We start from the raw sequence: 20,650 nt of genomic DNA on the forward strand, positions 1-20,650 counted from the left end.
CTTAGTCCTGATGTTTCAACGCTTCCAACTCCTCCCAACGGGAGAAGGCCTGATCCAGTGCTGCTTCAGCAGCACTCAGGGCATTTAGCTTCTGCTGTGTCTGCTCGGCACTGAGCGAGAAGAAGCCGGGCTCATTGACTTCGCCCTGCAATGTATCAAGTTCGGCTTCAAGTTGCTCCAGTTTTGCTGGCAACTCATCAAGCTCCAACTGCACCTTGTAGGAGAGCTTGCGGGCCTTCTTGACGGGCTCGCTCGCCACTGCGACCGTCTCTGTCACCTGCGTTGCTTTAGCCGCCTTGACAGGCTGCGCCGCTTGCAGGGCACGGGTATCCATCATGTCGGCATAGCCGCCCACATAATCACTGATGCGGCCATCCCCTTCAAACAACCAGCAACCGGTGACCGTATTGTCGATGAAACGACGATCATGGCTTACCAGCAGCAGGGTGCCGGGATAGTCCGCCAGCAGCTCCTCCAGCAATTCCAGCGTTTCGACATCCAGATCGTTGGTTGGTTCATCCAAAATCAACAAGTTACTGGGCTTGAGGAACAGTTTGGCCAACAGTAGACGGTTTTTCTCACCCCCTGACAAGGCCTTGACCGGGGTACGGGCCCGCTTGGGCTCAAACAGGAAGTCCTGCAGGTAGCCAAGAATGTGGCGAGAGCGGCCACGCACCATCACTTCCTGCTTGCCCTCCCCCACGTTGTCCATCACCGTCTGCTCGGGATCGAGCTGATCGCGATACTGGTCAAAATAGGCCACTTCCAACTTGGTGCCGCCCTTGACCACGCCGCGGCTGGGCTCGAGTTGACCGAGCAGCAGCTTGATAAGGGTCGACTTGCCACAACCGTTGGGGCCCACCAGGGCAATCTTGTCGCCACGCAGCACTTGCAAGTCCAACCCCTGGAACAGGGTGCGATCGCCAAAGTCCAAGCCAAGCCCTTCGGTCTCGAATACCAGCTTGCCGGAGCGATTGACGTCGTCCATCTGCAGCTTGGCCTTGCCCTGCAGCTCGCGGCGCTGACTGCGCTCCATGCGCATGGCTTCGAGGGCGCGAACCCGGCCTTCGTTACGGGTACGACGGGCCTTGATGCCCTGGCGGACCCACACCTCTTCCTGGGCCAGCTTGCGATCGAACTCGGCGTTCTTCAGCTCCTCGACCCGCAGCCACTCCTCTTTCCCGAGCAGATACTGGTCGTAGTTGCCGGGCCAGGAGGTGATCTCGCCGCGATCGAGATCGATGATCCGGGTCGCCAGCTTGTGGATGAACTCCCGATCGTGAGAGATAAAGACGATGGCGCCACGGAAATCTTTCAGGAACTCTTCCAGCCAGTTGATGGCCTCGATGTCCAGGTGGTTGGTCGGCTCATCGAGCAGCAGCAGATCCGGATCGCAGGCCAGGGCGCGGGCCAGGGCCACTTTGCGCAGCCAGCCGCCAGAGAGGCTGTCCAGGGTCGCGTCGGGGTCGAGGTTGAGCAGGGTCAGCACCTGGCTGATGCGGGTCTCGAACTGCCAGCCATTCTGGTAATCGAGCTGCTCTTGCAACTCGCTCATGATGCGAATGTTGGCGTCGGAGGGATCGTGGGCCAACTCCATGGAGATATGGTGATACTGCTTGAGGATCTCGCCGACCCCGGCCAGCCCTTCGGCGGTGTAGTCAAACACCGTCAGATCACTGGAAGCGGGGGGATCCTGCTCGAGGCGGGTCACCTTCAACTCCTGCTGCTGCACCATGCGGCCGTCATCGAGGGGCAATTCACCGGCGATGACCTTCATCAGGGTGGACTTGCCCGCCCCGTTGCGGCCCACCAGACAGAGACGCTCACCGCGCTCTATGCTCAGTTCGGCATTGTCGAGCAGCGGGAAATCACTGAACGACAGACAAGCGCCGTGCAATGTTAATAAAGCCATGTCTTTTCCTTAATTCTTCATGAAAAAGCGGGACAGACCCGGTCTGCCCCACTCTCAATATCACAGGTACACAATAGTGATCCGTTTACGTCTTCACCCAGTCGTCAAGCTCGGTCAGGGTGAAGGGCCAGCCAAGCTCTCGGCCGGCCTCATCTCGCAGCACCGGGATGCGCACCCGGTAAGCGGCCAACCAGTCGGCATCCTCCATGATGTCGCACTGGCGGGTTTGCGCGGCCAATCCCGCCTCCTCCACCAGCTGCCAGGCCTGCTCGCACAGGTGACAGCCGTCGGTATGAAACAGGGTCAGCATCAGCCGGCATCTACCGGTGTGTCTGCGTGGGTGATCAACCAGCAGTTGTGGATGTGCACGTTGCGCTCGAAATCTTTTGGCCGGGTCTTGCTGGTGATGTTCTGCGCCTTGAGGCCCGCGGCTTCCAGACCGGCCAGATCCATCTTGAAGTGACGCTTGTTGTTGGAGAACACCAGGGTGCCGTCCGCCGCCAGCAGACGCTTGAGGTGTTGCAACAGCAGCAGGTGATCGCGCTGCACGTCGAAGCTCTCGTCCATCCGCTTGGAGTTGGAGAAGGTGGGCGGATCGATGAAGATAAGATCGTATTGTCCATCGGCCTCGGAGAGCCACTTCAGGCAGTCGGCCTGCACGAACTTGTGCTGACGACCGACCTGGGAGTTCAGACGCATGTTGTCCTGCGCCCAATCCAGATAGGTGTAAGACATGTCGACCGTGGTGGTCTCGCTAGCCCCCCCCAGCGCCGCGTGCACGGTGGCACTGCCGGTATAGGCGAACAGGTTCAGGAAGCGCTTGCCCTGGGCCATCTGGCCCAGCATGCGGCGGGTCTGACGGTGATCCAGGAACAGGCCGGTATCCAGGTAGTCATAGAGGTTGACCCAGAGGCGGGCACCGTACTCCTGCACTTCCATCCGGTGCTGCTCGGTAGAGAGCTTCTGATACTGCTGCTTGCCCTCCTGACGCTCGCGCACCTTGAGGATCACCTTCTCGCCGTCCATGCCGGTCACCTTGATGGCGGCCTGCACCATGTCGAGCAGACGCTGACGGGTCTTCTGGGCGGGGATGTCCTTGGGCGCGGCATACTCCTGCACCACCAGGTAATCCTGATAGCGGTCGATGGCGGCGTTGTATTCCGGCAAGTCCGCATCGTAGATGCGGTAGCAGTCGATGCCCTCTTTACTGGCCCACTTCTCCAGGGTCTTGAGATTCTTGCGCAGCCGGTTGGCGAAATCCTGGGCCACCTCTTTCTGGGAGGCCACGGAGTCCAGGGCAATCTGGTAGTTGCGCAGCTGACACTCCAGCGCACCGTTGAACAGGCGATACTGCTTGTCGGCCCGCAGGCGCAGACAGCTCAGCAGCTCCGGCGAGGCAGACAGAATGGAGACGCGCCAGCCCTGGAAGCTGCGACGCAGGGCATCGCCCAGGGCCTGGTGCACTTCGAGCAGGGCCGGGAATTCACCCAGACGCTCGCCATAGGGCGGGTTGGAGATGAGCATGCCCACCTGACGGGCCTCGCCTTCTACCGCTGGCATCGGCAGCGGGTTCTCCAACGCGGTCACGTCGGCCTGCTTGAAGGTGATGAAATGATCCACCCCGGCCGCCTTGGCGTTGTCGCGGGCCTTCATCAATACGCGAGGATCGGCGTCACAGCCAAACAACTTGACCTCGCAGCGCTGCATGCCGCGCTTGGCACGCACCTGGGCTTCCATCATCAGGCTCTGCCACAGCTCGGCATCGTGTTGCAGCCAGCGATCGAAACCAAACCGCTCGCGGCGCAGGGCCGGCGCCATGTCGGCGGCGACGAAGGCCGCTTCGATAAGCAGGGTGCCGGAGCCGCACATGGGGTCCATCATCGGCTCACCGGCCCAACCGCTGCGGGCTATCATGGCCATGGCCAGGTTCTCTTTGAGCGGCGCCTCGCCGGTGCCCTGGCGATAGAAACGCTGGTGCAGGGCCGGGCCCGACAAGTCCAGGGTGATATTGGCCTTGCCCTTGCCCAGGTGCGCCATGATGCGAATATCCGGCGACTTCTTGTCGATGTCCGGGCGCACATGGCCGCGCTTGGTGAAGCGATCGACGATGGCATCCTTGATCTTCAGCGCGCCATATTGGGTATTGCGGATGGCGGGGTTGGTACCGGTAAAGTCCACCGCTATGGTGGCGGTACCGGGGAAGTGCTCTTCCCAGGCAATGGTGTGGGCGCCCAGATAGAGATCCAGATCGTCATTCATCTGGAATTCGGAGAGCACCAGCACGATGCGGGAGGCAAAGCGGCTCCACAGGCAGGCCTTGTAGCCAATGACCAGTTCGCCTTTGAAATGGACGCCGGCCACGGTCTCACGGACCTGCTCTGCGCCCAGGGTGGTCAGCTCGTCGGCCAACAGGTTTTCCAGCCCCTTGGGGCAGGTTGCAAAGAATTCTTTCATCACGCTCACGGGGATGCCATAAAAAGTGCCGTATTATACCTCATTCACGGCCAGCTTGGCGCCCCGATCATCGCCCCCTCCCCCTCAATTCATCACCAATCGCCCAGAAGTGCAGCAACGGCGACCGTCACATGCTCCGAAGCATCATCCGGAGCGCTCACTCAAGGGGGGTGGAACCGTTCAGCGCGAGGGGGGATGGGGGCTATCGGGTGGCTGTTGCACCAAGAGAGCGAGTCATTGAGCAGGAAGCGGCAATGGGGGGATGTTAATCAACTGACCTGGCGCAGCGCCGGCGCGGCTTGATGGTAGTGACCGAAGCGATTGTTCATCACCTTGATCACCGCAAAGCGGGGCATCAGCTTGTTGCCGCTGAGCATCAGCTCCCCGGTGAGGTTGAGGCAGACACTGGCCTGCTCCCCTGCCTCGATCACCATGAAGGTGCCTTGACCATCCTGGGTATGCATGATGACCAGCTCCCCTTGTTGCGGCGCCATCAGTTGGCCCAGTTCAATAAAGAACCAGCTTTGGGGCATCAGGGGTTTATAGAAGCGGCGCACAGCGAGGGCATTTAATACCAGCTGTACCTGTTGAGGGATGCTCCAATTGAGATCGGCTGCATGGTCCATCAGCTGATAATAGAGGGACGCATCTTCGACACAAAAAGCTTGAGTAGCAAATGAGGCGGGCACCAACTGACGACCTTGATATTCTGTCGCGAATACCATGTCATCGCTCAGCTCCAACATCAGGCGGTCGGACTTCGCATCATAATGCCATTGCCATTGATCGTTTGGTTGGAGAAACATGAGGCGCCCTTCCTTGCTGCTGTAATTCGACTTTATTATATGTCGATAATTTCAGCAACGTTAATTCGGGGCGCCCTTATATTAAATTGACTAAATGCGTCAGATATTGGTCACGATCTCTTTGACCAAGGCCGGTCCTTTATAAATAAAGCCGCTATATATCTGAACCAGCGTAGCCCCCGCCTGCAGCTTCTCGCGGGCGGCCAGGGCACTGTCCACTCCCCCGACACCGATAATAGGCAAGGCACCTTTTAATTCCTGTGCCAATAGACGGATAACCTCGGTGCTCTTGTGCTGCAAGGGGCGACCACTCAATCCACCCATTTCACCAGCATGGGGCATGTCATAGATCATGTCACGGGCTAGCGTGGTATTAGTGGCGATGACCCCATCGATCCCATTTTTAATCAAGGATCCTGCAACTTGCTTAATTTCATCCAGACTAAGATCCGGTGCAATTTTGACCGCCACAGGAACATACTTCTTATATTGTGCCGCCAGGAGTTGCTGACGTTCCTTGAGGGCTGCCAGTAGATCATCCAGCGCCTCCCCATACTGCAACTGACGCAGGCCAGGTGTATTGGGGGATGAAATATTGACCGCAATATAACCGGCATGATCATAAACCTTGTCCATGCAGATCAGGTAATCATCCTTGCCATTCTCAATGGGCGTATCTTTATTCTTGCCGATATTAATACCGATCACCCCCTGGTATTTCGCGGCCTTGACCCGCTCGACCAGGTGATCAACCCCCAGGTTATTGAAGCCCATACGGTTGATGATCCCCTCTGCCGGTACCACCCGAAACAGCCTGGGCTTGTCATTGCCACTCTGGGGCTTGGGGGTCACAGTCCCCACCTCGATGAAGCCGAACCCCATGGCGCCAAAGGCATCTATGCACTCGCCATCTTTATCGAGCCCCGCGGCCAGGCCCACCGGGTTGGCAAAATTAAGCCCCATACAGGTGACGGGGCGCGTTGGCAGGGATTGACGGAAGAAGATATCGAGGGGCGTGCCATGAAGGCGGGAGAGCTGTTTGAGAGAGAGTTCGTGAGCCTTTTCCGGATCGAGCTTGAACAACAAATGCCTGGCGAGGGGGTAAAACATCTTTGCTCCTTAAAAAAAGCCCCGGCAACTGGCCGGGGCTTTCATGGTTATGCCGATGCTCGGCAATTCAACTGGAGCAGGTTCAACTCCCGCAAGGCCACCGAGAACTTGGCGAACTCGTGAGTACTGGTGGTCTTGAAGTCGGCCAACATATGGGTCCAACGGGACAAGAGTTGCTCATGCTCCGCAATCCAGTTGGCCAGTATGGTATCGCATTCTCCCTGATCTTTGCACCCTTCCAATACCACTGAGGTGAGACTGCGTTGCTGCCAGTCCAGATCCTCGCGGAAGGAGGCTCTGGCCATCGCCTGCCAGTGGTTGCCCACCGGCTGATGGTTGACCTGCTCCAGGAACCAGTGCAGGTCCAGCTTGGCACCGAGCCGATAGTACACATTGGCCACACGCAGTATGTCGCTGTGCTGATCCGCCGCAATCTGAGCCAGATCCAGCGAAGAGAAGAGGCTGCTCATGTGGGCGACCTGACGGGCGATATGTTCAGGCACCTGTTTGGCCACCAGGGTTTCGACGGCTTGGCGATGCTCGGCCACTTCGCTCTCCTCCATCACCTCGTAGAGGTGCTCGCCCAGGGTCTCGAAGGCGGGACGGAAGAAGGCGATGTTTTCGCTGATGCTCCAGCTGCGGTTGCGGGCACGCAGGAACCAGCGGGTGGCGCGGCGCACGATGCGGCGACTGGCAAACATCAACTCGAGCTGAGTCTCGGCACTCACCTGGTTATCCAGGGATTCGATGTCCCGCCACAGGGGGTCGAAACCGAACACTTCGCGGGCCATGGCGAAGCAGGCGGCCACTTCGGCCACCGAGGCGCCGGTCTCATCCTTCATCCGGGTCGCAAAGTTGAGCCCCATGTCGTTGACCAGCATGTTGGCCACGCGGGTGGCGATGATCTCGCCGCGCAGCGGATGCTGGGCCAGGGCCTCGCCGAAGCGCTGCTGCAACTGCTCGGGGAAGCTGGTGACCAGCATGCGAGCCAGGAAGGGCTCATCGGTGATCTCGGGGCAGTTGAGCTGCTCCTTGAGCACCATCTTGCCGTAAGCCACCAGCACCGCCAATTCGGGGCGGGTCAACCCCTGCCCTGCCGCCATGCGCTCGGACAACTCCTCATCCGATGGCAGGAACTCCAGCGCCCTGTCCAGCTTGCCTTCACGCTCCAGCCCCTGGATGAAACGCTGCTGCTCTTTGAGCTGATCCGCCGCGCGGTAACTGGTAACCGAGATGGACTGGGATTGACGATAGGCGTTGGTCAACACGATATCGGCCACCGCATCCGTCATCTCGTAGAGCATCTGGTTGCGCTGCTTGAGGGTCAGATCCCCTGCCGCCACCAGCTGGTTGAGCAGTATCTTGATGTTGACCTCGTTGTCGGAGCAATCCACCCCGCCCACGTTGTCGGTAAAATCGGTGTTGATGTGGCCGCCCTGACTGGCGTATTCGATACGACCCAGCTGCGTGAAGCCCAGGTTACCGCCCTCACCGACGATACGGGCACGCAGGTCGCGACCATTGACGCGCAGGGCATCGTTGCTGCGATCGCCCACCTCGCCATCGCTCTCTTTGTGGCTCTTGACGTAGGTGCCGATGCCGCCATTCCAGAGCAAGTCCACGTTCAGGCAGAGCAGTGCCTTGATCAGCTCGTTTGGCGCCATGCTGGCCTTGTCGGTGCCAAGCAGGGTCTGAATTTGCGGACTCAGCTTGATGGACTTGGCCGAGCGCAGGAAGATGCCGCCCCCTACGGAGATAAGCTCACGGTTGTAGTCATCCCAGCTCGAACCCGGCAGCTCGAACAGACGCTTGCGCTCGGCGAAGGTGCTGGCCGCATCCGGGGTCGGGTCGATGAAGATGTGCATGTGGTTGAAGGCGCCGACCAGCAAGGTGTGCTCGGAGAGCAGCATGCCGTTGCCAAACACGTCACCGGCCATGTCGCCTATGCCCACGCAGCTGAAGTCGGTGGTCTGGCAGTTGATCTCAAGCTCACGGAAGTGGCGCTTGACCGACTCCCAGGCGCCCCGCGCCGTGATGCCCATCTTCTTGTGGTCATAACCGACCGAACCGCCGGAGGCGAAGGCATCGCCGAGCCAGTGACCATATTCATGGCTGATCTCGTTGGCGATGTCGGAGAAGGTGGCGGTGCCCTTGTCGGCCGCGACCACCAGGTAGTAGTCATCCTCGTCGTGGCGTACCACCTGTTTGGGCGGGATCACCTCCCCCTGGAGGATGTTGTCGGTGACATCGAGCAGGCCGCGGATAAACAGGCGATAGCAGGCCTTGCCCTCCTCCTGAATGACGGCGCGGGCGGCGCCCACCGGCATCTGCTTGCAGTAGAAGCCGCCCTTGGCGCCGACTGGCACTATGACGGTGTTCTTCACCTGCTGCGCCTTGACCAGACCCAGCACTTCGGTGCGGAAATCTTCCTTGCGATCGGACCAGCGCAGCCCGCCCCGGGCCACCTTGCCCCAGCGCAGATGCACCCCTTCCACCCGCGGCGAGTAGACGAAGATCTCGAACTTGGGCAGAGGCTGTGGCATGTCGCTGATACCGGATGGCGCCAGCTTGAAGGAGATATAGGGCTTGATGTTGCCTTGCGCGTCCGGCTGATAATAGTTGGTGCGCAGGGTCGCCTCTATCATCTCCATGTAACGGCGGATGATGCGGTCATCGTCCAGGTTCGCCACCAGATCCAGCTTGGCCGTCAGGGTGTCGTGCAGCGTCTGCAGCGCCGCGCCATCCTGGTTCAGTGCCGGATCGAGGCGAGCCTCGAACAGAGAGAACAGCAGCTGGGCCAGCTCGGGATAACGGGTCAGGGTCTCTTCGATATAGGACTGGCTGAAGGAGACGCCGGTCTGGCGCATGTACTTGGCATAGGCGCGCAGCACCGAGACCTGACGACCGGTGAGGCTGGCGCCCAGCACCAGGCGGTTGAAACCATCATCTTCCAGGGCCTTGTTCCAGACGCTGGCGAAGGCCTGCTGGAAGCGCTGCTGGCTCTTGGCCAGGCTGAAGGGCTGATCGCCACGCAGCAGCATGGAGAAGTCGAGGATCCAGAACACTTCGCCATTGGGGGTCTTGACCTCATAGGGGGTTTCGCCAATGACCCTCAGCCCCATGTTTTCCAGCATGGGCAAGACATCGGACAAGTGGATCGGCTCGGTGCGGTGGAACAGCTTGAGGCGCACCCGGCGATCGTTCTCCTCTTCCTGAGCACGGTAGAACAGCATGCCAAGGGGCTCGGCTTCGCTCAGGTTCTCCAGGGCGATGATGTCGGCCACGGCGGAGCCCGGCAGCACATCTTCTTTGTAAGCACGGGGGAAGGCATCGTTGAAGCGGCGGCTCAGCTCATTGCCCTGGGCCTCGCCATAGTGGGCAAGCAGCACCGAATCCAGGCGATCGTCCCAGCTGCGGGCGGCTTCAATCAGGTTGTTCTGCACTTGGTTCACGTCCACATCCACGTTGTTATTGTTCACTCGAACTATGTAATGGGTCCGGGCCAGCACGCCTTCGGAGAAGTAGACATTGAACTCCACCTCTTCGTTGCTGCCGAAATGCTGTTGCAGGATCTGCTGGGTCTTGACGCGCAGCGCCGTGTTGTAGCGCTCCTTGGTGACATAGACCATGCAGGAGAAGAAGCGGCCATAGACGTCACGGCGCACGAACAGGCGCAGCATGTCGCGCTCCTGCATGGCCAACACCCCGAGACCGGTGGCGAGCAGCTCCTCTTCCCTGGCCTGGATCAGCTCATCACGGGGATAGGTTTCCAGCACATTGAGCAGTGCCTTGTAAGCGTGGGAACCCTTCTCATGGCCAGAGGCCACCATGATGCGCTCGAGGCGATGGCTGATAAGGGGGATCTGGGTGGCGCTGGTGTTGTAGATGGAAGAGGCGTAGAGACCGATGAAGCGATCTTCGCCTATCACCTTGCCATGTTCATCGAAGCGTTTGATACCGATGTAATCCACGTAGGCCGGGCGATGCACCCGGGATTTGCTGTTGGACTTGGTCAGGATCAGCAGATGATTGGAGAGGGCCGCATGACGGGCACTGGCGGGCATGGTGCCCAGACGCTGGCCCTCGTCCTTGATGGAGTTCTTCATCAGGCCAAGGCTCGAATCGGGCTGGGGCAGGATCTCGTGATCCCCCTCTATCGCCTTGACGTCATAACGGCGGTAACCCATCAGGGTGAAGTTGTGGGCAGCTACCCATTTGAGGAAGGAAACCGTGGACTCCACCTCTTCCTTGCTTACCGGACTGTTGCGTTTTGGCAGATCCTCGATGATCTCGTTGAGGCGCGCCAGCATGGGCTGCCAGTCACCTACCGCCAACGCCACCTCCCCCGCGACCGAATCGAGTTCGGCGGCCAGGGCGGCCATCTGTTCATCCGAGGTCAGGTGATCTATCTCGATGAGGAAGGCGGTCTCGGCCGATGTCTGCTGCGCCGTCTGATCCAGATCCAGAATGGCCTCTATCTTGCCATCCTTGCTGCGAATAAGGTGCAGAGGTTGATGCAGCATCATGTGCGCCGTGATGTTGAGACGCTTGAGGGTCATGCGGATGGAGTCCACCAGGAAGGGGGAGTCCTGCAAAATAACTTCGACTATGGTGTGCGGCGACTGCCAGCCATGACGGGTCAGCTCCGGGTTGTAGACCCGGATATAGGGCGCCGTGCTGTCCCGCTGGTTGAGGGCATTCCACAGGCTCAAGGCGGCGCCATACAGATCGCTGTCATTGCGATCATGCAGATCATCGCTCGCCATGTTGCCGTAGAACTTGGCAACGAAGCGCTCGACCAGGGGGGCACTCTTCTGAGGCAGTTTTTGATGGATCAGGTTGAGAACGTTTTCGAGCAGAACTGAGGTAGGGGCGTCTTTCAATGCCATTGCTATATTCCTTATCGGACCGACATCACCGACAGAGACATCCACCCTGGATGCCCACTGGTACAGAGTTGTGCGAAGTGTAATGGGTCGGATCCCGGAAGGCGAGCAAAGCTGATAATGGAATGTTAAAAACTAGCGGCAGATCACGGCTCAAGCTGTCATAAATTTTGCCATCTGCTTAAAAAACAGAAAATACCACTGATAAAATGCGTTTTAACCTGATAGTTAGTGACTTTAAGCAGATAATTACGCGGTTTACTGTTTGGTTTTTGTTAATTTATGCGTTCCAGGCCGATAAAGCGATGATCGTCCTGAGTCTTGAGCAAGAAACGACCATGAACCCCTTCCAGCCCGACGAAAGGGCGGATTTTATCCAGTCCCAGTTCCAGCGTCAGTCCCTGATCAGAGCGCACCACCAGACGCCGGGCATGGCCCTGATACATCAGCAGTATCTCGTCTCGCGACAGATGTAATCCGAAGGTGAATTGCTTCATACCCTTGCCCTCCTCTACCACAGTTCAGTTCGCCTCGTCTGGAGGCTGATTCACGACAAACAACAGGGCCGGACATGCGCCCGGCCCTGTTTTTCTTAGCAACGACTTACTGGGCCAGCGCCTTGGCCACCTTCTCGTAGAGATCCCGGGCCAAGTCGGGCAAGGCCTGCAACCGCAGCAGTTCGGTACGGATCAGGCGCTTGCGCTCCTCATCCAGTCGCTTGAACTGGATAAGCGGGGTGATGAGGCGCGAGGCCACCTGGGGATTGATGCTGTTGAGCTCAATCAAGATGTCGGTCAGGAAACGGTAACCCGCGCCATCTCTGGCATGGAACTGCACCTGGTTGCCCATGGCAAAACTGCCGATCAGCGCCCGCAGTCGATTGGGGTTGCGAATGCTGAACGTCGGGTGGGCCATGGCCTGCCTGATCTCGCCGAGTACATCGGCGGCGGGCTTGGCACCGACCAGACGCAACCAGTTGTCCAGCACCAGGCCATCTTTGGCCCACTTGCCTTCAAAATCGGCCAGCAGTGCGGCCCGGCATGGCAGCAGATGCTGGTTGGCAATCTGCAGGGCGGTCAGGGTGTCGGTCATGTTGTCCGCCCCCTGGTATTGCTGACGCACCAGCCGATCGGTCAACTCGTCATCCAGACGCGCCAGATAACCCAGCACTACCCCCTTGAGGGCCCGTTTGGCCATGTCATCGTGGACCACCCGATAGCCATCGAGCAGCAGGCTCTGATAGCTGGCGAGCAGGCGATCACCAAATGCCTGGGCCAGGGCTGTGCCTATGGCACCCCGCACGGCATGAATGGCGTCGATGTCGGCCACCTCGAACAGCTCGGCCAGAGTAGCCTCGCCCGGCAGGGCCAGGATCTCGGCCTTGAGGGCGGGATCCAGCCCGGCTTCGTCCAGGATGGCCACGAAGGCAGCAACCAGATCCGATGACAGCGTCACCTCTTTCCCCAGCTGATGCGCGGCCACATTGGCGATCACCGCCTTGTTGATCAGCATCTGGGCGGCATCCCAGCGGGCAAACTCGTTGCGGGCGTGGCGCATCAGGAAGGCAAGATCCCTGTCGCTGTAGTCATAGTGCAGCTTGACCGGCGCGGAGAAGTCCCGCAGCAGGGAGATCACGGGTTTGGCAGGCACCCGATCGAAGGCGAAGGTCTGCTCCGCTTCCAGCACGTCGAGCACGCTGCCGATGGCCTTGCCCCGGTTCTGCAGCGGGATCACCGCACCCTCGGCATCATACAACTCGATATCGAGGGGGATGTGCAGCGGCAGCTTCTGGGGTTGATCCTGAGTCGGCGGCGTGTGCTGGCTGACATGGAGGCGATAGACGCCGGTGGCGGCATCATAGTCGTCACGGACTGTCAGCTCAGGGGTGCCGGACTGACTGTACCAGCGGCGGAAACGGGTCAAATCGACCCCGGAGGCATCCTCCATCGCCTGCACGAAGTCGTCGCAGGTGGCGGCCGAGCCGTCGTGACGCTCGAAGTAGAGGCCCATGCCAGCCTGGAAGGCAGCTTCCCCCAACAAGACATGCAGCATGCGGATCACTTCCGAGCCCTTCTCGTAGACGGTCAGGGTGTAGAAGTTGTTCATCTCGATCACCACATCCGGGCGGATCGGGTGGGCCATGGGGCCGGCATCTTCGGCAAACTGGGGTCCACGTACGGTGCGCACGTTGTTGATGCGGTTGACACCGCGCGAGCCCAGATCCGAGGAGAACTCCTGATCCCGGAACACCGTCAGCCCCTCTTTGAGGCTGAGCTGGAACCAGTCGCGGCAGGTGACTCTGTTGCCCGTCCAGTTATGGAAGTATTCGTGCCCAATGACCCGCTCGATACCGTGATAGTCGCTGTCGGTCGCGGTCTGCGGATTGGCCAGCACGAACTTGGAGTTGAAAACGTTGAGTCCCTTGTTCTCCATGGCGCCCATGTTGAAGAAATCCACCGCGACGATCATATAGATGTCGAGGTCGTATTCGAGGCCGAAGCGCTGCTCGTCCCAGCGCATGGAGTTGATGAGGCTCTCCATGGCAAAACCGGCGCGGTCCAGGTTGCCCTTGTCGACGAAGATCTCGAGGGCCACCTCGCGCCCGCTCATGGTCACGAAGTGATCGCGCTGCACGTCGAAGTCACCGGCCACCAGGGCAAACAGGTAGCTGGGTTTGGGGAAGGGATCCTGCCACTGCACGAAGTGGCGGCCGCCATCCAGATTGCCGCTCGCCACCTTGTTGCCGTTGGAGAGCAGATAAGGGAATTTCGCCTTATCGGCGGTGATGCGGGTGCTGTAGCGGGCCAGGATGTCGGGCCTGTCCAGGTAATAGGTGATGCGACGGAAGCCCTCCGCCTCACACTGGGTGCAATAGGCATCACCAGACTTGTAGAGTCCCTCGAGGGCCGTGTTGGCGGCGGCATCCAGGTCGGTGACTATGGTCAACACGCACTCGGCGGGCAGGTTGCTGAGCCGCAGCTGGTTGTCGGTCAGCTCATACTGCTCACAGGTTACCCCGTCGATGCTGATGCTCACCAGATGCAGATTTTCGCCATCCAGGATCAGGGCTTCATTGTGCTCGCCGTTGCGGCGGACTCGGGAAATGGCGGTGACCCGGCACAGGGGTTCCTCGAGCTGAAAGTCGAGATCTATGCTGTCGATCCAATAGAGAGGGGCTTGATAATCCTGGCGATATTTGGCCGTCATGGCCTGATGGTGATCGGTCATTATTATGTGCTTCCACGCTTGTTATGGGCGTAACGAGGCTGTCACAAGCCCATCCTTGGGTCAAATGGTTTACATTCAGGCAAGAAAAAGGGCGACTGTGATGTCGCCCTTTTCGTTATAGCTATGGGTCACTAACCGCGTTTTGGCTCCATCTTGACCAGGTCTGCCGTGATATTGGCAGACTCAAGCAAGAACTCATCCGGCGCCTCAAAATCGGTGGGCAACTCGTCCAGGCTCTTGATGGCAGGCTTGCCCATCCGCGCCAGGCGCTCGTTGGCCCGCAACAAGGCCAGTGCATCTTGCTTGTCCTGCTCGGCGCGGCGATCCGCTTCGTTCAGGGAGAGGGATTTCTTGTCCTTCTCGGCGCGATACTCCTTGATGTCCTGCAACACGTAGGCGAACTCCGGATCTGTCTCGATCCGCGCCTGGTGTGCCGCCGCCAGCTTGGGCAACAAGCTGGTGAAGCTACCTATCTTCTGGTAGTCCGCCGAGGCTATCTTGTCCCAAGGCAGGGCGTGGAACTCACGGCTCTCCCCCGTCTCTTCCGGGGTGACCGGGGTCGGGAAGCTGATGTCCGGAGCCACCCCCTTGTTCTGGGTGCTGCCGCCATCGATACGGTAGAACTTGGCGATGGTGTACTGCACGTGACCCAGGGGATGATCGTAGAAGTCATACACCTTGGCCAGGCTGCGATGCTGCTGCACAGTGCCCTTGCCGAACGAGTTCTCCCCCAGGATCAGAGCACGGCCGTAATCTTGCATGGCAGCGGCAAAGATCTCGGAGGCCGAGGCACTGTACCTGTCGATCAGCACCGACATGGGGCCGCCGTAGTAGACTTGACCATCATCATCGCCATTGACCGAGATGCGACCCATGTGATCGCGGATCTGTACCACGGGACCGCTGGCGAAGAAGAGACCGCTCAGGGCAGAGGCTTCGGTGAGGGCACCGCCGCCGTTGCTGCGCAGATCCACCACCAGGCCGTCCACTTTCTGCTTGTTGAGGCTGGCCAGCTCCTTGATGACATCATCGTGCAGGTTGACATAGAAGCTCGGGATCTCGAGTACCCCTATCTTCTTGCCCTCGGCCTTGATCACCTTGGACTTGGCGGCCCTGTCTTCCAGACGCACCTTGTCCCGGGTCAGCTCGACCTGCTCTGTCTTGACGCTGGCACCCTTGCCACGCTGGATCTCGAGGCGCACCTTGCTCCCCTTGGGACCCTTGATGAGTTCGACCACGTCATCGAGACGCCAGCCAATCACATCGACCACCTTGCCATCTTCCTGACCCACACCGACGATTTTGTCATCGGGCTTGAGGTTGTTGGACTTGGCGGCCGGACCACCCGGGACCAGGGAACGGATCACCGTGAAGTCATCGTCCGCCTGTAACACGGCACCAATGCCTTCCAGCGAGAGGTTCATCTCGGTGTTGAAGCGATCGGCGTTGCGCGGGGAGAGATAACTGGTGTGAGGCTCGATGGCGCGGGAGAAGGAGTTCATGAACAGCTGGAACACGTCCTCGCTCTCGGTCTGGGACATCCGCTTGATGGCGTTGTTGTAACGCTTGCCAAGCAGCTCCTTGATCTCGGGCCACTCCTTGCCGCTGAGCTTGAGGCTCAGGGCATCGAACTTGACCCGCTGACGCCACAGCTCATTGAGCTCGGCTTCATCCTTGGGCCAGGGCGCCCCTTCCCGGTCAAAGATGTATTCATCTTTCTGGGTGAAATCGAAGGGGGTATCGAGCAGTTTGAGGGCGTATTCGAACCGCTCATAGCGCCGCTGCTGACCGAGATTGAACATGTCGTAGGCGGGCGCCAGACGACCACGCTCCAGATCGGTATCGAAGCCGTCGCGGTATTTGTCAAACCGGCGAATATCAGAAGCCAAGAACAGGTTGCGACTGAAATCCAGATTCTCCAGATATTTGTCAAAGACAACTTCCGAGAAGGCATCATCCAGCTTGAACTGCTTGTAGTGGGAGCGAGTAAACAGATTGGCAATTCGCTTGCTAGCCGTAGCATGTTGGCTCTCTTGAGCCAACACAGGCAAATCACTTTCCTTGAGCACCGGCTCGATGGCCTGTGCAAGCCCGGCAATAGCCAGGCTACAGGCGACGAGGGAGAAACGAATTACGCCATGCTTCAACATTTGTCTCCTTAGAGAACCAGATGCTCGAATTTGACGCGCAGCATCATGCCGGTCTGCAGCTGAACCTGCACATCATCCTTGGTAATTTCCTTGATGGTCGCCGGGACAGGAGACTTACCCAGTACCACATTGACGGTTTGCTCAACTTTCAGCTCACCCGCCTCGGCCTGACGATACTGCTTAGGAGCAGCGGCAGGTGCGGTCTCGGTCTTGCGCGGAGCAGGACGACGAGGCTTCTTGGGTTTATCTTCGCGCTTGGCATCGGCCTTGGCCTCGCCGGTTGGCTCTTTCTTGTCGTCTTTGGCACGACGGCTGGCGAAGACTTTGTCTTTGCTCTCTTTCAGCGCTTGCTTGGCGTGCTCGATATGCTCTTCGGTCAACAATTCGCCCGGGTTACCATCGAGGTCGACGCGAGCCTGGCCAGCTTTGAGGCCGTGCAGGTAACGCCAGCTGGAAGTGTATTGACGCAGAGCAGAGCGCAGCATGGTCTTGGAGACCCTCTCGTCGTCAGCAAGACGCGCTGCCAGATCCTGGAAGATGCCAATCTTGAGTGGCTTGGCCTCTCCTTCTGCGATGAAGCAGGCCGGGAATTTCTCGACCAGGTAGGCGACGATCTCTTTACTGTTCTTCAGCTTTTCAGTGTTTTCCATGTATAACCTTGGCTTTCATATAAACGCACGGGCAACCCCGGGCACAACAAAGGCCCCATTATAGAGAGCTTGGGACCTTTTGCGAACCATCTCGCACTTAACTTACAGCAGGCGTTCCAATATTTTGACCGTTTCTTCCAGTCCAAGCCGGTCAATTTGGTCAAAACGGTTGAAAACGGGACTGTCAATATCCAATACCCCGATGATGACACCCTCACGACGCAGCGGGATCACTATCTCCGAATTGCTGGCCCCATCGCAGGCAATGTGCCCTTCGAATTGATGAACATCATCGATGAGCTGTGTCTCGCCTGTTGCCACCGCAGTGCCACAGACCCCGCGGCCAACCGGGATCCGCACACAGGCGGGCTTGCCCTGAAAGGGCCCCAGTACCAGGGTCTCTCCCTGCAACAGGTAAAAACCGACCCAGTTGATCTCGGTCAGTTCCTGATTGAGCAGGGCGCTGAGGTTGGCGAGGGTGGCGACAAGATCCGGCTCCCCTTCCAGCAGTGCCTGGGCCTGCTGGTTGAGCAGTCGATAAAAGTTTTGTTTTTCAATCATGATGAAATGGTCTTGATTCCCTTAATAATCAGAGCAAGGTACCGCCCTGCCTGAAAAATTCAAATTAAATTTGCGACGGCTCCCCCTAACGGGTCACCGAGAGCGCCATCTGCTGGCGCTGGCCATTGCTCCATTCAATGGTAAGCAGCCACACCATGCGGTGGCTGGTGCAGGCCCCCACCTGCGTGTTGGCCTGCCACTGCCCCTCCCCTTGCTGGCTGAACAACACCGGGATGCGGCCCATGAACATCTCCTGCCCCTCCAGCCAGCTTTTGATGGGTGTCACCCCCGAAGCCACCCCACTGAGTTGCAACTGGAAGTCATGTTCGGGGCGAATGGGTTGATCCTCAAGTGACACTGTCAGCGACGAATCGGCGATGGTGGCGCGGCAGAGGCTGTGGGACAGATCACAGATCTGATCATTTTTCTGGCTGTCCGAGGCGGCTGGCGCCCCATCAAACCAGGTGCGATAGGCCATCAGCCCCAGCAAAATGGTCATCACTATGAGTAGATGAGCAAATTTGCGTGAAGTCAGTCTCTCTTTCATTAAAAAACAACCTTGTAAGCTAACTTTTAAATGCCATTTTCGTGATCTTACTCATGGTAAAAACGACACGATGCGACTCCGGGCGGAGCCAAATATATCACTGTTTATACTGTTATTTTACCTGCCGGTTCAGTATCATTCCCATCGAATTTTTCATTTAGCTACTTTTTGCTTTTCCTTTCGTTAACAGACATTAACAACCGGAAGGCAGTCGCTGATGAATTTAGTTGTCAGTCCTTGTCACAGGACAAAAATCAAACAACAGCAGCATCGGAAGCGGAATACAACGATGAGCCATACAACAAACCACCCTGAGTACAACTACAAGGTTGTCCGTCAGTTCACCGTCATGACTATTGTCTGGGGAATTGTCGGCATGTCGGTAGGGGTACTGATTGCAGCCCAACTTATCTGGCCTGCCCTCAACTTCGATACCCCCTGGCTGACCTACAGCCGCCTTCGCCCCCTGCACACCAACGCGGTCATCTTCGCCTTCGGTTGTAGCGCCCTGATGGCGACCTCCTTCTATGTGGCACAGCGCACCTGCCAGACCCGGCTATTTGGTGGCCCCTTGGTCGGCTTCGTGTTCTGGGGTTGGCAAGCCATCATCATCGCCGCTGCCATCTCCCTGCCCATGGGCTACACCAGCTCGAAAGAGTACGCCGAACTGGAGTGGCCCATCGACATCGCCATCGCCGTGGTCTGGGTCTCTTACGCCATCGTCTTCTTTGGCACCCTGATGAAGCGCACCACCTCCCACATCTATGTGGCGAATTGGTTCTTCGGCGCCTTCATCATCACGGTGGCCGTGCTGCACATCGTCAACAACCTGGAGATCCCGGTCAGCGGAATGAAGTCCTACTCCGTCTACTCGGGCGCCACCGATGCCATGGTGCAGTGGTGGTATGGCCATAACGCGGTCGGCTTCCTGCTCACCGCCGGATTCCTGGGGATGATGTACTACTTCGTGCCCAAGCAGGCCGGTCGTCCGGTCTACTCCTACCGCCTCTCCATCGTGCACTTCTGGGCGCTGATCTCCCTCTACATCTGGGCCGGTCCGCACCACCTGCACTACACGGCGCTGCCTGACTGGGCACAGTCATTGGGGATGGTAATGTCCCTCATCCTGTTCGTGCCCTCCTGGGGCGGCATGATCAACGGCATCATGACCCTGTCCGGCGCCTGGCATAAACTGCGTTACGATCCGGTGCTGCGTTTCCTGATCGTCTCGCTGTCGTTCTACGGCATGTCCACCTTCGAAGGCCCCATGATGGCCATCAAGACCGTCAATGCCCTCTCCCACTACACCGACTGGACCATAGGCCACGTCCACTCCGGCGCCCTGGGCTGGGTTGCCATGATCTCCATCGGTGCCGTCTACCACCTGATCCCGAACCTGTTCGACCAGGGGCGGATGTACAGCGTGCGCCTGATCAACATCCACTTCTGGCTGGCCACCGTCGGCACCGTGCTCTACATCGTCGCCATGTGGATTTCCGGCGTGATGCAGGGCCTGATGTGGCGTGCGGTCAACGATGACGGCACCTTGACCTACAGCTTCGTGGAGGCACTGCAGGCTTCCTATCCCTTCTACTTCGTGCGCTTCCTGGGTGGCTGTTTCTTCGTCACCGGTATGCTGCTGATGGCCTACAACGCCTATCGCACCATTACTGCGCCCAAGGGTTCCCTCGAACCCATCGCGCAGCCAGCCTGATCTGAAGGGGTTAAAGCATGAGCAATAATAATCGTCACGAAATCTTTGAGAAAAGCGTCCCCATGCTGGTGATAGGCATCATCTTTGCCATCAGCCTGGGAGGCCTGGTCGAGATCACGCCGCTGTTCTTCCAGAAGCAGACCAATGAGCCGGTGGAGGGCCTCAAGGCCTACACCGCCCTGCAGATGGAAGGTCGTGATATTTACATCCGCGAAGGCTGTACCGTCTGTCACAGCCAGATGATCCGCCCGTTCCGCGCCGAGACCGAGCGTTACGGTCACTACTCGGTCGCCGGAGAGAGCGTCTGGGAGCACCCCTTCCTGTGGGGCTCCAAGCGTACCGGCCCGGATCTGGCCCGGGTCGGCGGTCGTTACTCCGATGACTGGCACCGCGCTCACCTGATCAACCCGCGCGACGTGGTCCCCGAGTCCAACATGCCGAGTTTCCCCTGGCTTGAAACCAATGTCTTGAGCGGCGAACTGACCGGCAAGAAGCTGGCGCTGTTCCGGGATCACTTCGGTGTGCCCTATACGGATGCAGACATCGAGGGAGCCAAGGACGCGGTGAAAGGCAAGAGTGAGCTCGATGCCCTGATCGCCTATCTGCAATCACTGGGCCATGCCTTGAAATAA

Annotated in this window: 14 protein-coding genes; 2 read left to right on the top strand and 12 right to left on the bottom strand. The window is 58.7% G+C overall.

The annotated features are described in order from the left end of the window. Position 1: 1 nt before the first annotated feature. The 12 genes from M2366_RS10380 to M2366_RS10435 form a co-directional block, all read right to left on the bottom strand. Entirely contained in the window at positions 2 to 1,912 is a 1,911-nt protein-coding gene (locus tag M2366_RS10380) for an ABC transporter ATP-binding protein (protein WP_259269648.1), read from the bottom strand. Positions 1,913 to 1,997: 85 nt separating this feature from the next. Continuing rightward, on the bottom strand, positions 1,998 to 2,222 hold the full coding sequence (locus M2366_RS10385) for a glutaredoxin family protein (protein WP_259269649.1): 225 nt from the start codon (positions 2,220 to 2,222) through the stop codon (positions 1,998 to 2,000). Continuing rightward, positions 2,222 to 4,366, bottom strand: coding sequence for a bifunctional 23S rRNA (guanine(2069)-N(7))-methyltransferase RlmK/23S rRNA (guanine(2445)-N(2))-methyltransferase RlmL (rlmKL, locus tag M2366_RS10390; RefSeq protein ID WP_042042458.1), 2,145 nt, complete (start codon positions 4,364 to 4,366; stop codon positions 2,222 to 2,224). The genes M2366_RS10385 and rlmKL overlap by 1 nt, the downstream gene beginning before the upstream one ends. A gap of 269 nt (positions 4,367 to 4,635) precedes the next feature. Further along, positions 4,636 to 5,172, bottom strand: a complete 537-nt coding sequence (locus tag M2366_RS10395) for a cell division protein ZapC (RefSeq protein ID WP_224432879.1) — start codon at positions 5,170 to 5,172, stop codon at positions 4,636 to 4,638. A gap of 99 nt (positions 5,173 to 5,271) precedes the next feature. Beyond that, on the bottom strand, positions 5,272 to 6,282 hold the full coding sequence (pyrD, locus tag M2366_RS10400) for a quinone-dependent dihydroorotate dehydrogenase (RefSeq protein WP_042042455.1): 1,011 nt from the start codon (positions 6,280 to 6,282) through the stop codon (positions 5,272 to 5,274). Between the two features lie 47 nt (positions 6,283 to 6,329). After that, on the bottom strand, positions 6,330 to 11,171 hold the full coding sequence (locus tag M2366_RS10405; RefSeq protein WP_259269650.1) for an NAD-glutamate dehydrogenase: 4,842 nt from the start codon (positions 11,169 to 11,171) through the stop codon (positions 6,330 to 6,332). Between the two features lie 272 nt (positions 11,172 to 11,443). Beyond that, on the bottom strand, positions 11,444 to 11,665 hold the full coding sequence (locus M2366_RS10410) for a DUF2835 domain-containing protein (RefSeq protein ID WP_259269651.1): 222 nt from the start codon (positions 11,663 to 11,665) through the stop codon (positions 11,444 to 11,446). 106 nt (positions 11,666 to 11,771) lie between these two features. After that, positions 11,772 to 14,396, bottom strand: coding sequence for an aminopeptidase N (pepN, locus tag M2366_RS10415; RefSeq protein ID WP_259269652.1), 2,625 nt, complete (start codon positions 14,394 to 14,396; stop codon positions 11,772 to 11,774). Positions 14,397 to 14,527: 131 nt separating this feature from the next. After that, positions 14,528 to 16,546: a carboxy terminal-processing peptidase gene (prc, locus tag M2366_RS10420; RefSeq protein ID WP_042042451.1), complete on the bottom strand. Its 2,019-nt coding sequence runs from the start codon at positions 16,544 to 16,546 to the stop codon at positions 14,528 to 14,530. An 8-nt stretch (positions 16,547 to 16,554) separates the two neighbouring features. Then, positions 16,555 to 17,196, bottom strand: coding sequence for an RNA chaperone ProQ (proQ, locus tag M2366_RS10425; RefSeq protein ID WP_042042450.1), 642 nt, complete (start codon positions 17,194 to 17,196; stop codon positions 16,555 to 16,557). A 102-nt stretch (positions 17,197 to 17,298) separates the two neighbouring features. Continuing rightward, positions 17,299 to 17,757, bottom strand: a complete 459-nt coding sequence (locus M2366_RS10430) for a GAF domain-containing protein (protein WP_042042449.1) — start codon at positions 17,755 to 17,757, stop codon at positions 17,299 to 17,301. An 85-nt stretch (positions 17,758 to 17,842) separates the two neighbouring features. Further along, positions 17,843 to 18,304 (bottom strand): hypothetical protein, encoded by a 462-nt coding sequence (locus M2366_RS10435; protein WP_259269653.1) that lies wholly within the window; start codon positions 18,302 to 18,304, stop codon positions 17,843 to 17,845. Positions 18,305 to 18,593: 289 nt separating this feature from the next. Between M2366_RS10435 and ccoN the strand changes: the two genes are divergently transcribed. Together ccoN and ccoO are read left to right on the top strand one after the other, a co-directional pair. Then, on the top strand, positions 18,594 to 20,018 hold the full coding sequence (gene ccoN, locus M2366_RS10440) for a cytochrome-c oxidase, cbb3-type subunit I (RefSeq protein ID WP_042042447.1): 1,425 nt from the start codon (positions 18,594 to 18,596) through the stop codon (positions 20,016 to 20,018). A gap of 17 nt (positions 20,019 to 20,035) precedes the next feature. After that, positions 20,036 to 20,650: a cytochrome-c oxidase, cbb3-type subunit II gene (ccoO, locus tag M2366_RS10445; RefSeq protein ID WP_042042446.1), complete on the top strand. Its 615-nt coding sequence runs from the start codon at positions 20,036 to 20,038 to the stop codon at positions 20,648 to 20,650.

The sequence above is a fragment of the Aeromonas sp. BIGb0405 genome, from assembly GCF_024807335.1.
GTDB classification, from domain to species: domain Bacteria; phylum Pseudomonadota; class Gammaproteobacteria; order Enterobacterales; family Aeromonadaceae; genus Aeromonas; species Aeromonas rivuli.

Coding starts and splice junctions, on each gene's coding strand:
- pepN (WP_259269652.1), bottom strand. CDS start 14,396: ATGACCGATCACCATCAGGCCATGACGGCCAAATATCGCCAGGATTAT.
- M2366_RS10385 (WP_259269649.1), bottom strand. CDS start 2,222: ATGCTGACCCTGTTTCATACCGACGGCTGTCACCTGTGCGAGCAGGCC.
- M2366_RS10405 (WP_259269650.1), bottom strand. CDS start 11,171: ATGGCATTGAAAGACGCCCCTACCTCAGTTCTGCTCGAAAACGTTCTC.
- prc (WP_042042451.1), bottom strand. CDS start 16,546: ATGTTGAAGCATGGCGTAATTCGTTTCTCCCTCGTCGCCTGTAGCCTG.
- M2366_RS10380 (WP_259269648.1), bottom strand. CDS start 1,912: ATGGCTTTATTAACATTGCACGGCGCTTGTCTGTCGTTCAGTGATTTC.
- ccoO (WP_042042446.1), top strand. CDS start 20,036: ATGAGCAATAATAATCGTCACGAAATCTTTGAGAAAAGCGTCCCCATG.
- M2366_RS10430 (WP_042042449.1), bottom strand. CDS start 17,757: ATGATTGAAAAACAAAACTTTTATCGACTGCTCAACCAGCAGGCCCAG.
- M2366_RS10410 (WP_259269651.1), bottom strand. CDS start 11,665: ATGAAGCAATTCACCTTCGGATTACATCTGTCGCGAGACGAGATACTG.
- ccoN (WP_042042447.1), top strand. CDS start 18,594: ATGAGCCATACAACAAACCACCCTGAGTACAACTACAAGGTTGTCCGT.
- rlmKL (WP_042042458.1), bottom strand. CDS start 4,366: ATGAAAGAATTCTTTGCAACCTGCCCCAAGGGGCTGGAAAACCTGTTG.
- M2366_RS10435 (WP_259269653.1), bottom strand. CDS start 18,304: ATGAAAGAGAGACTGACTTCACGCAAATTTGCTCATCTACTCATAGTG.
- proQ (WP_042042450.1), bottom strand. CDS start 17,196: ATGGAAAACACTGAAAAGCTGAAGAACAGTAAAGAGATCGTCGCCTAC.
- M2366_RS10395 (WP_224432879.1), bottom strand. CDS start 5,172: ATGTTTCTCCAACCAAACGATCAATGGCAATGGCATTATGATGCGAAG.
- pyrD (WP_042042455.1), bottom strand. CDS start 6,282: ATGTTTTACCCCCTCGCCAGGCATTTGTTGTTCAAGCTCGATCCGGAA.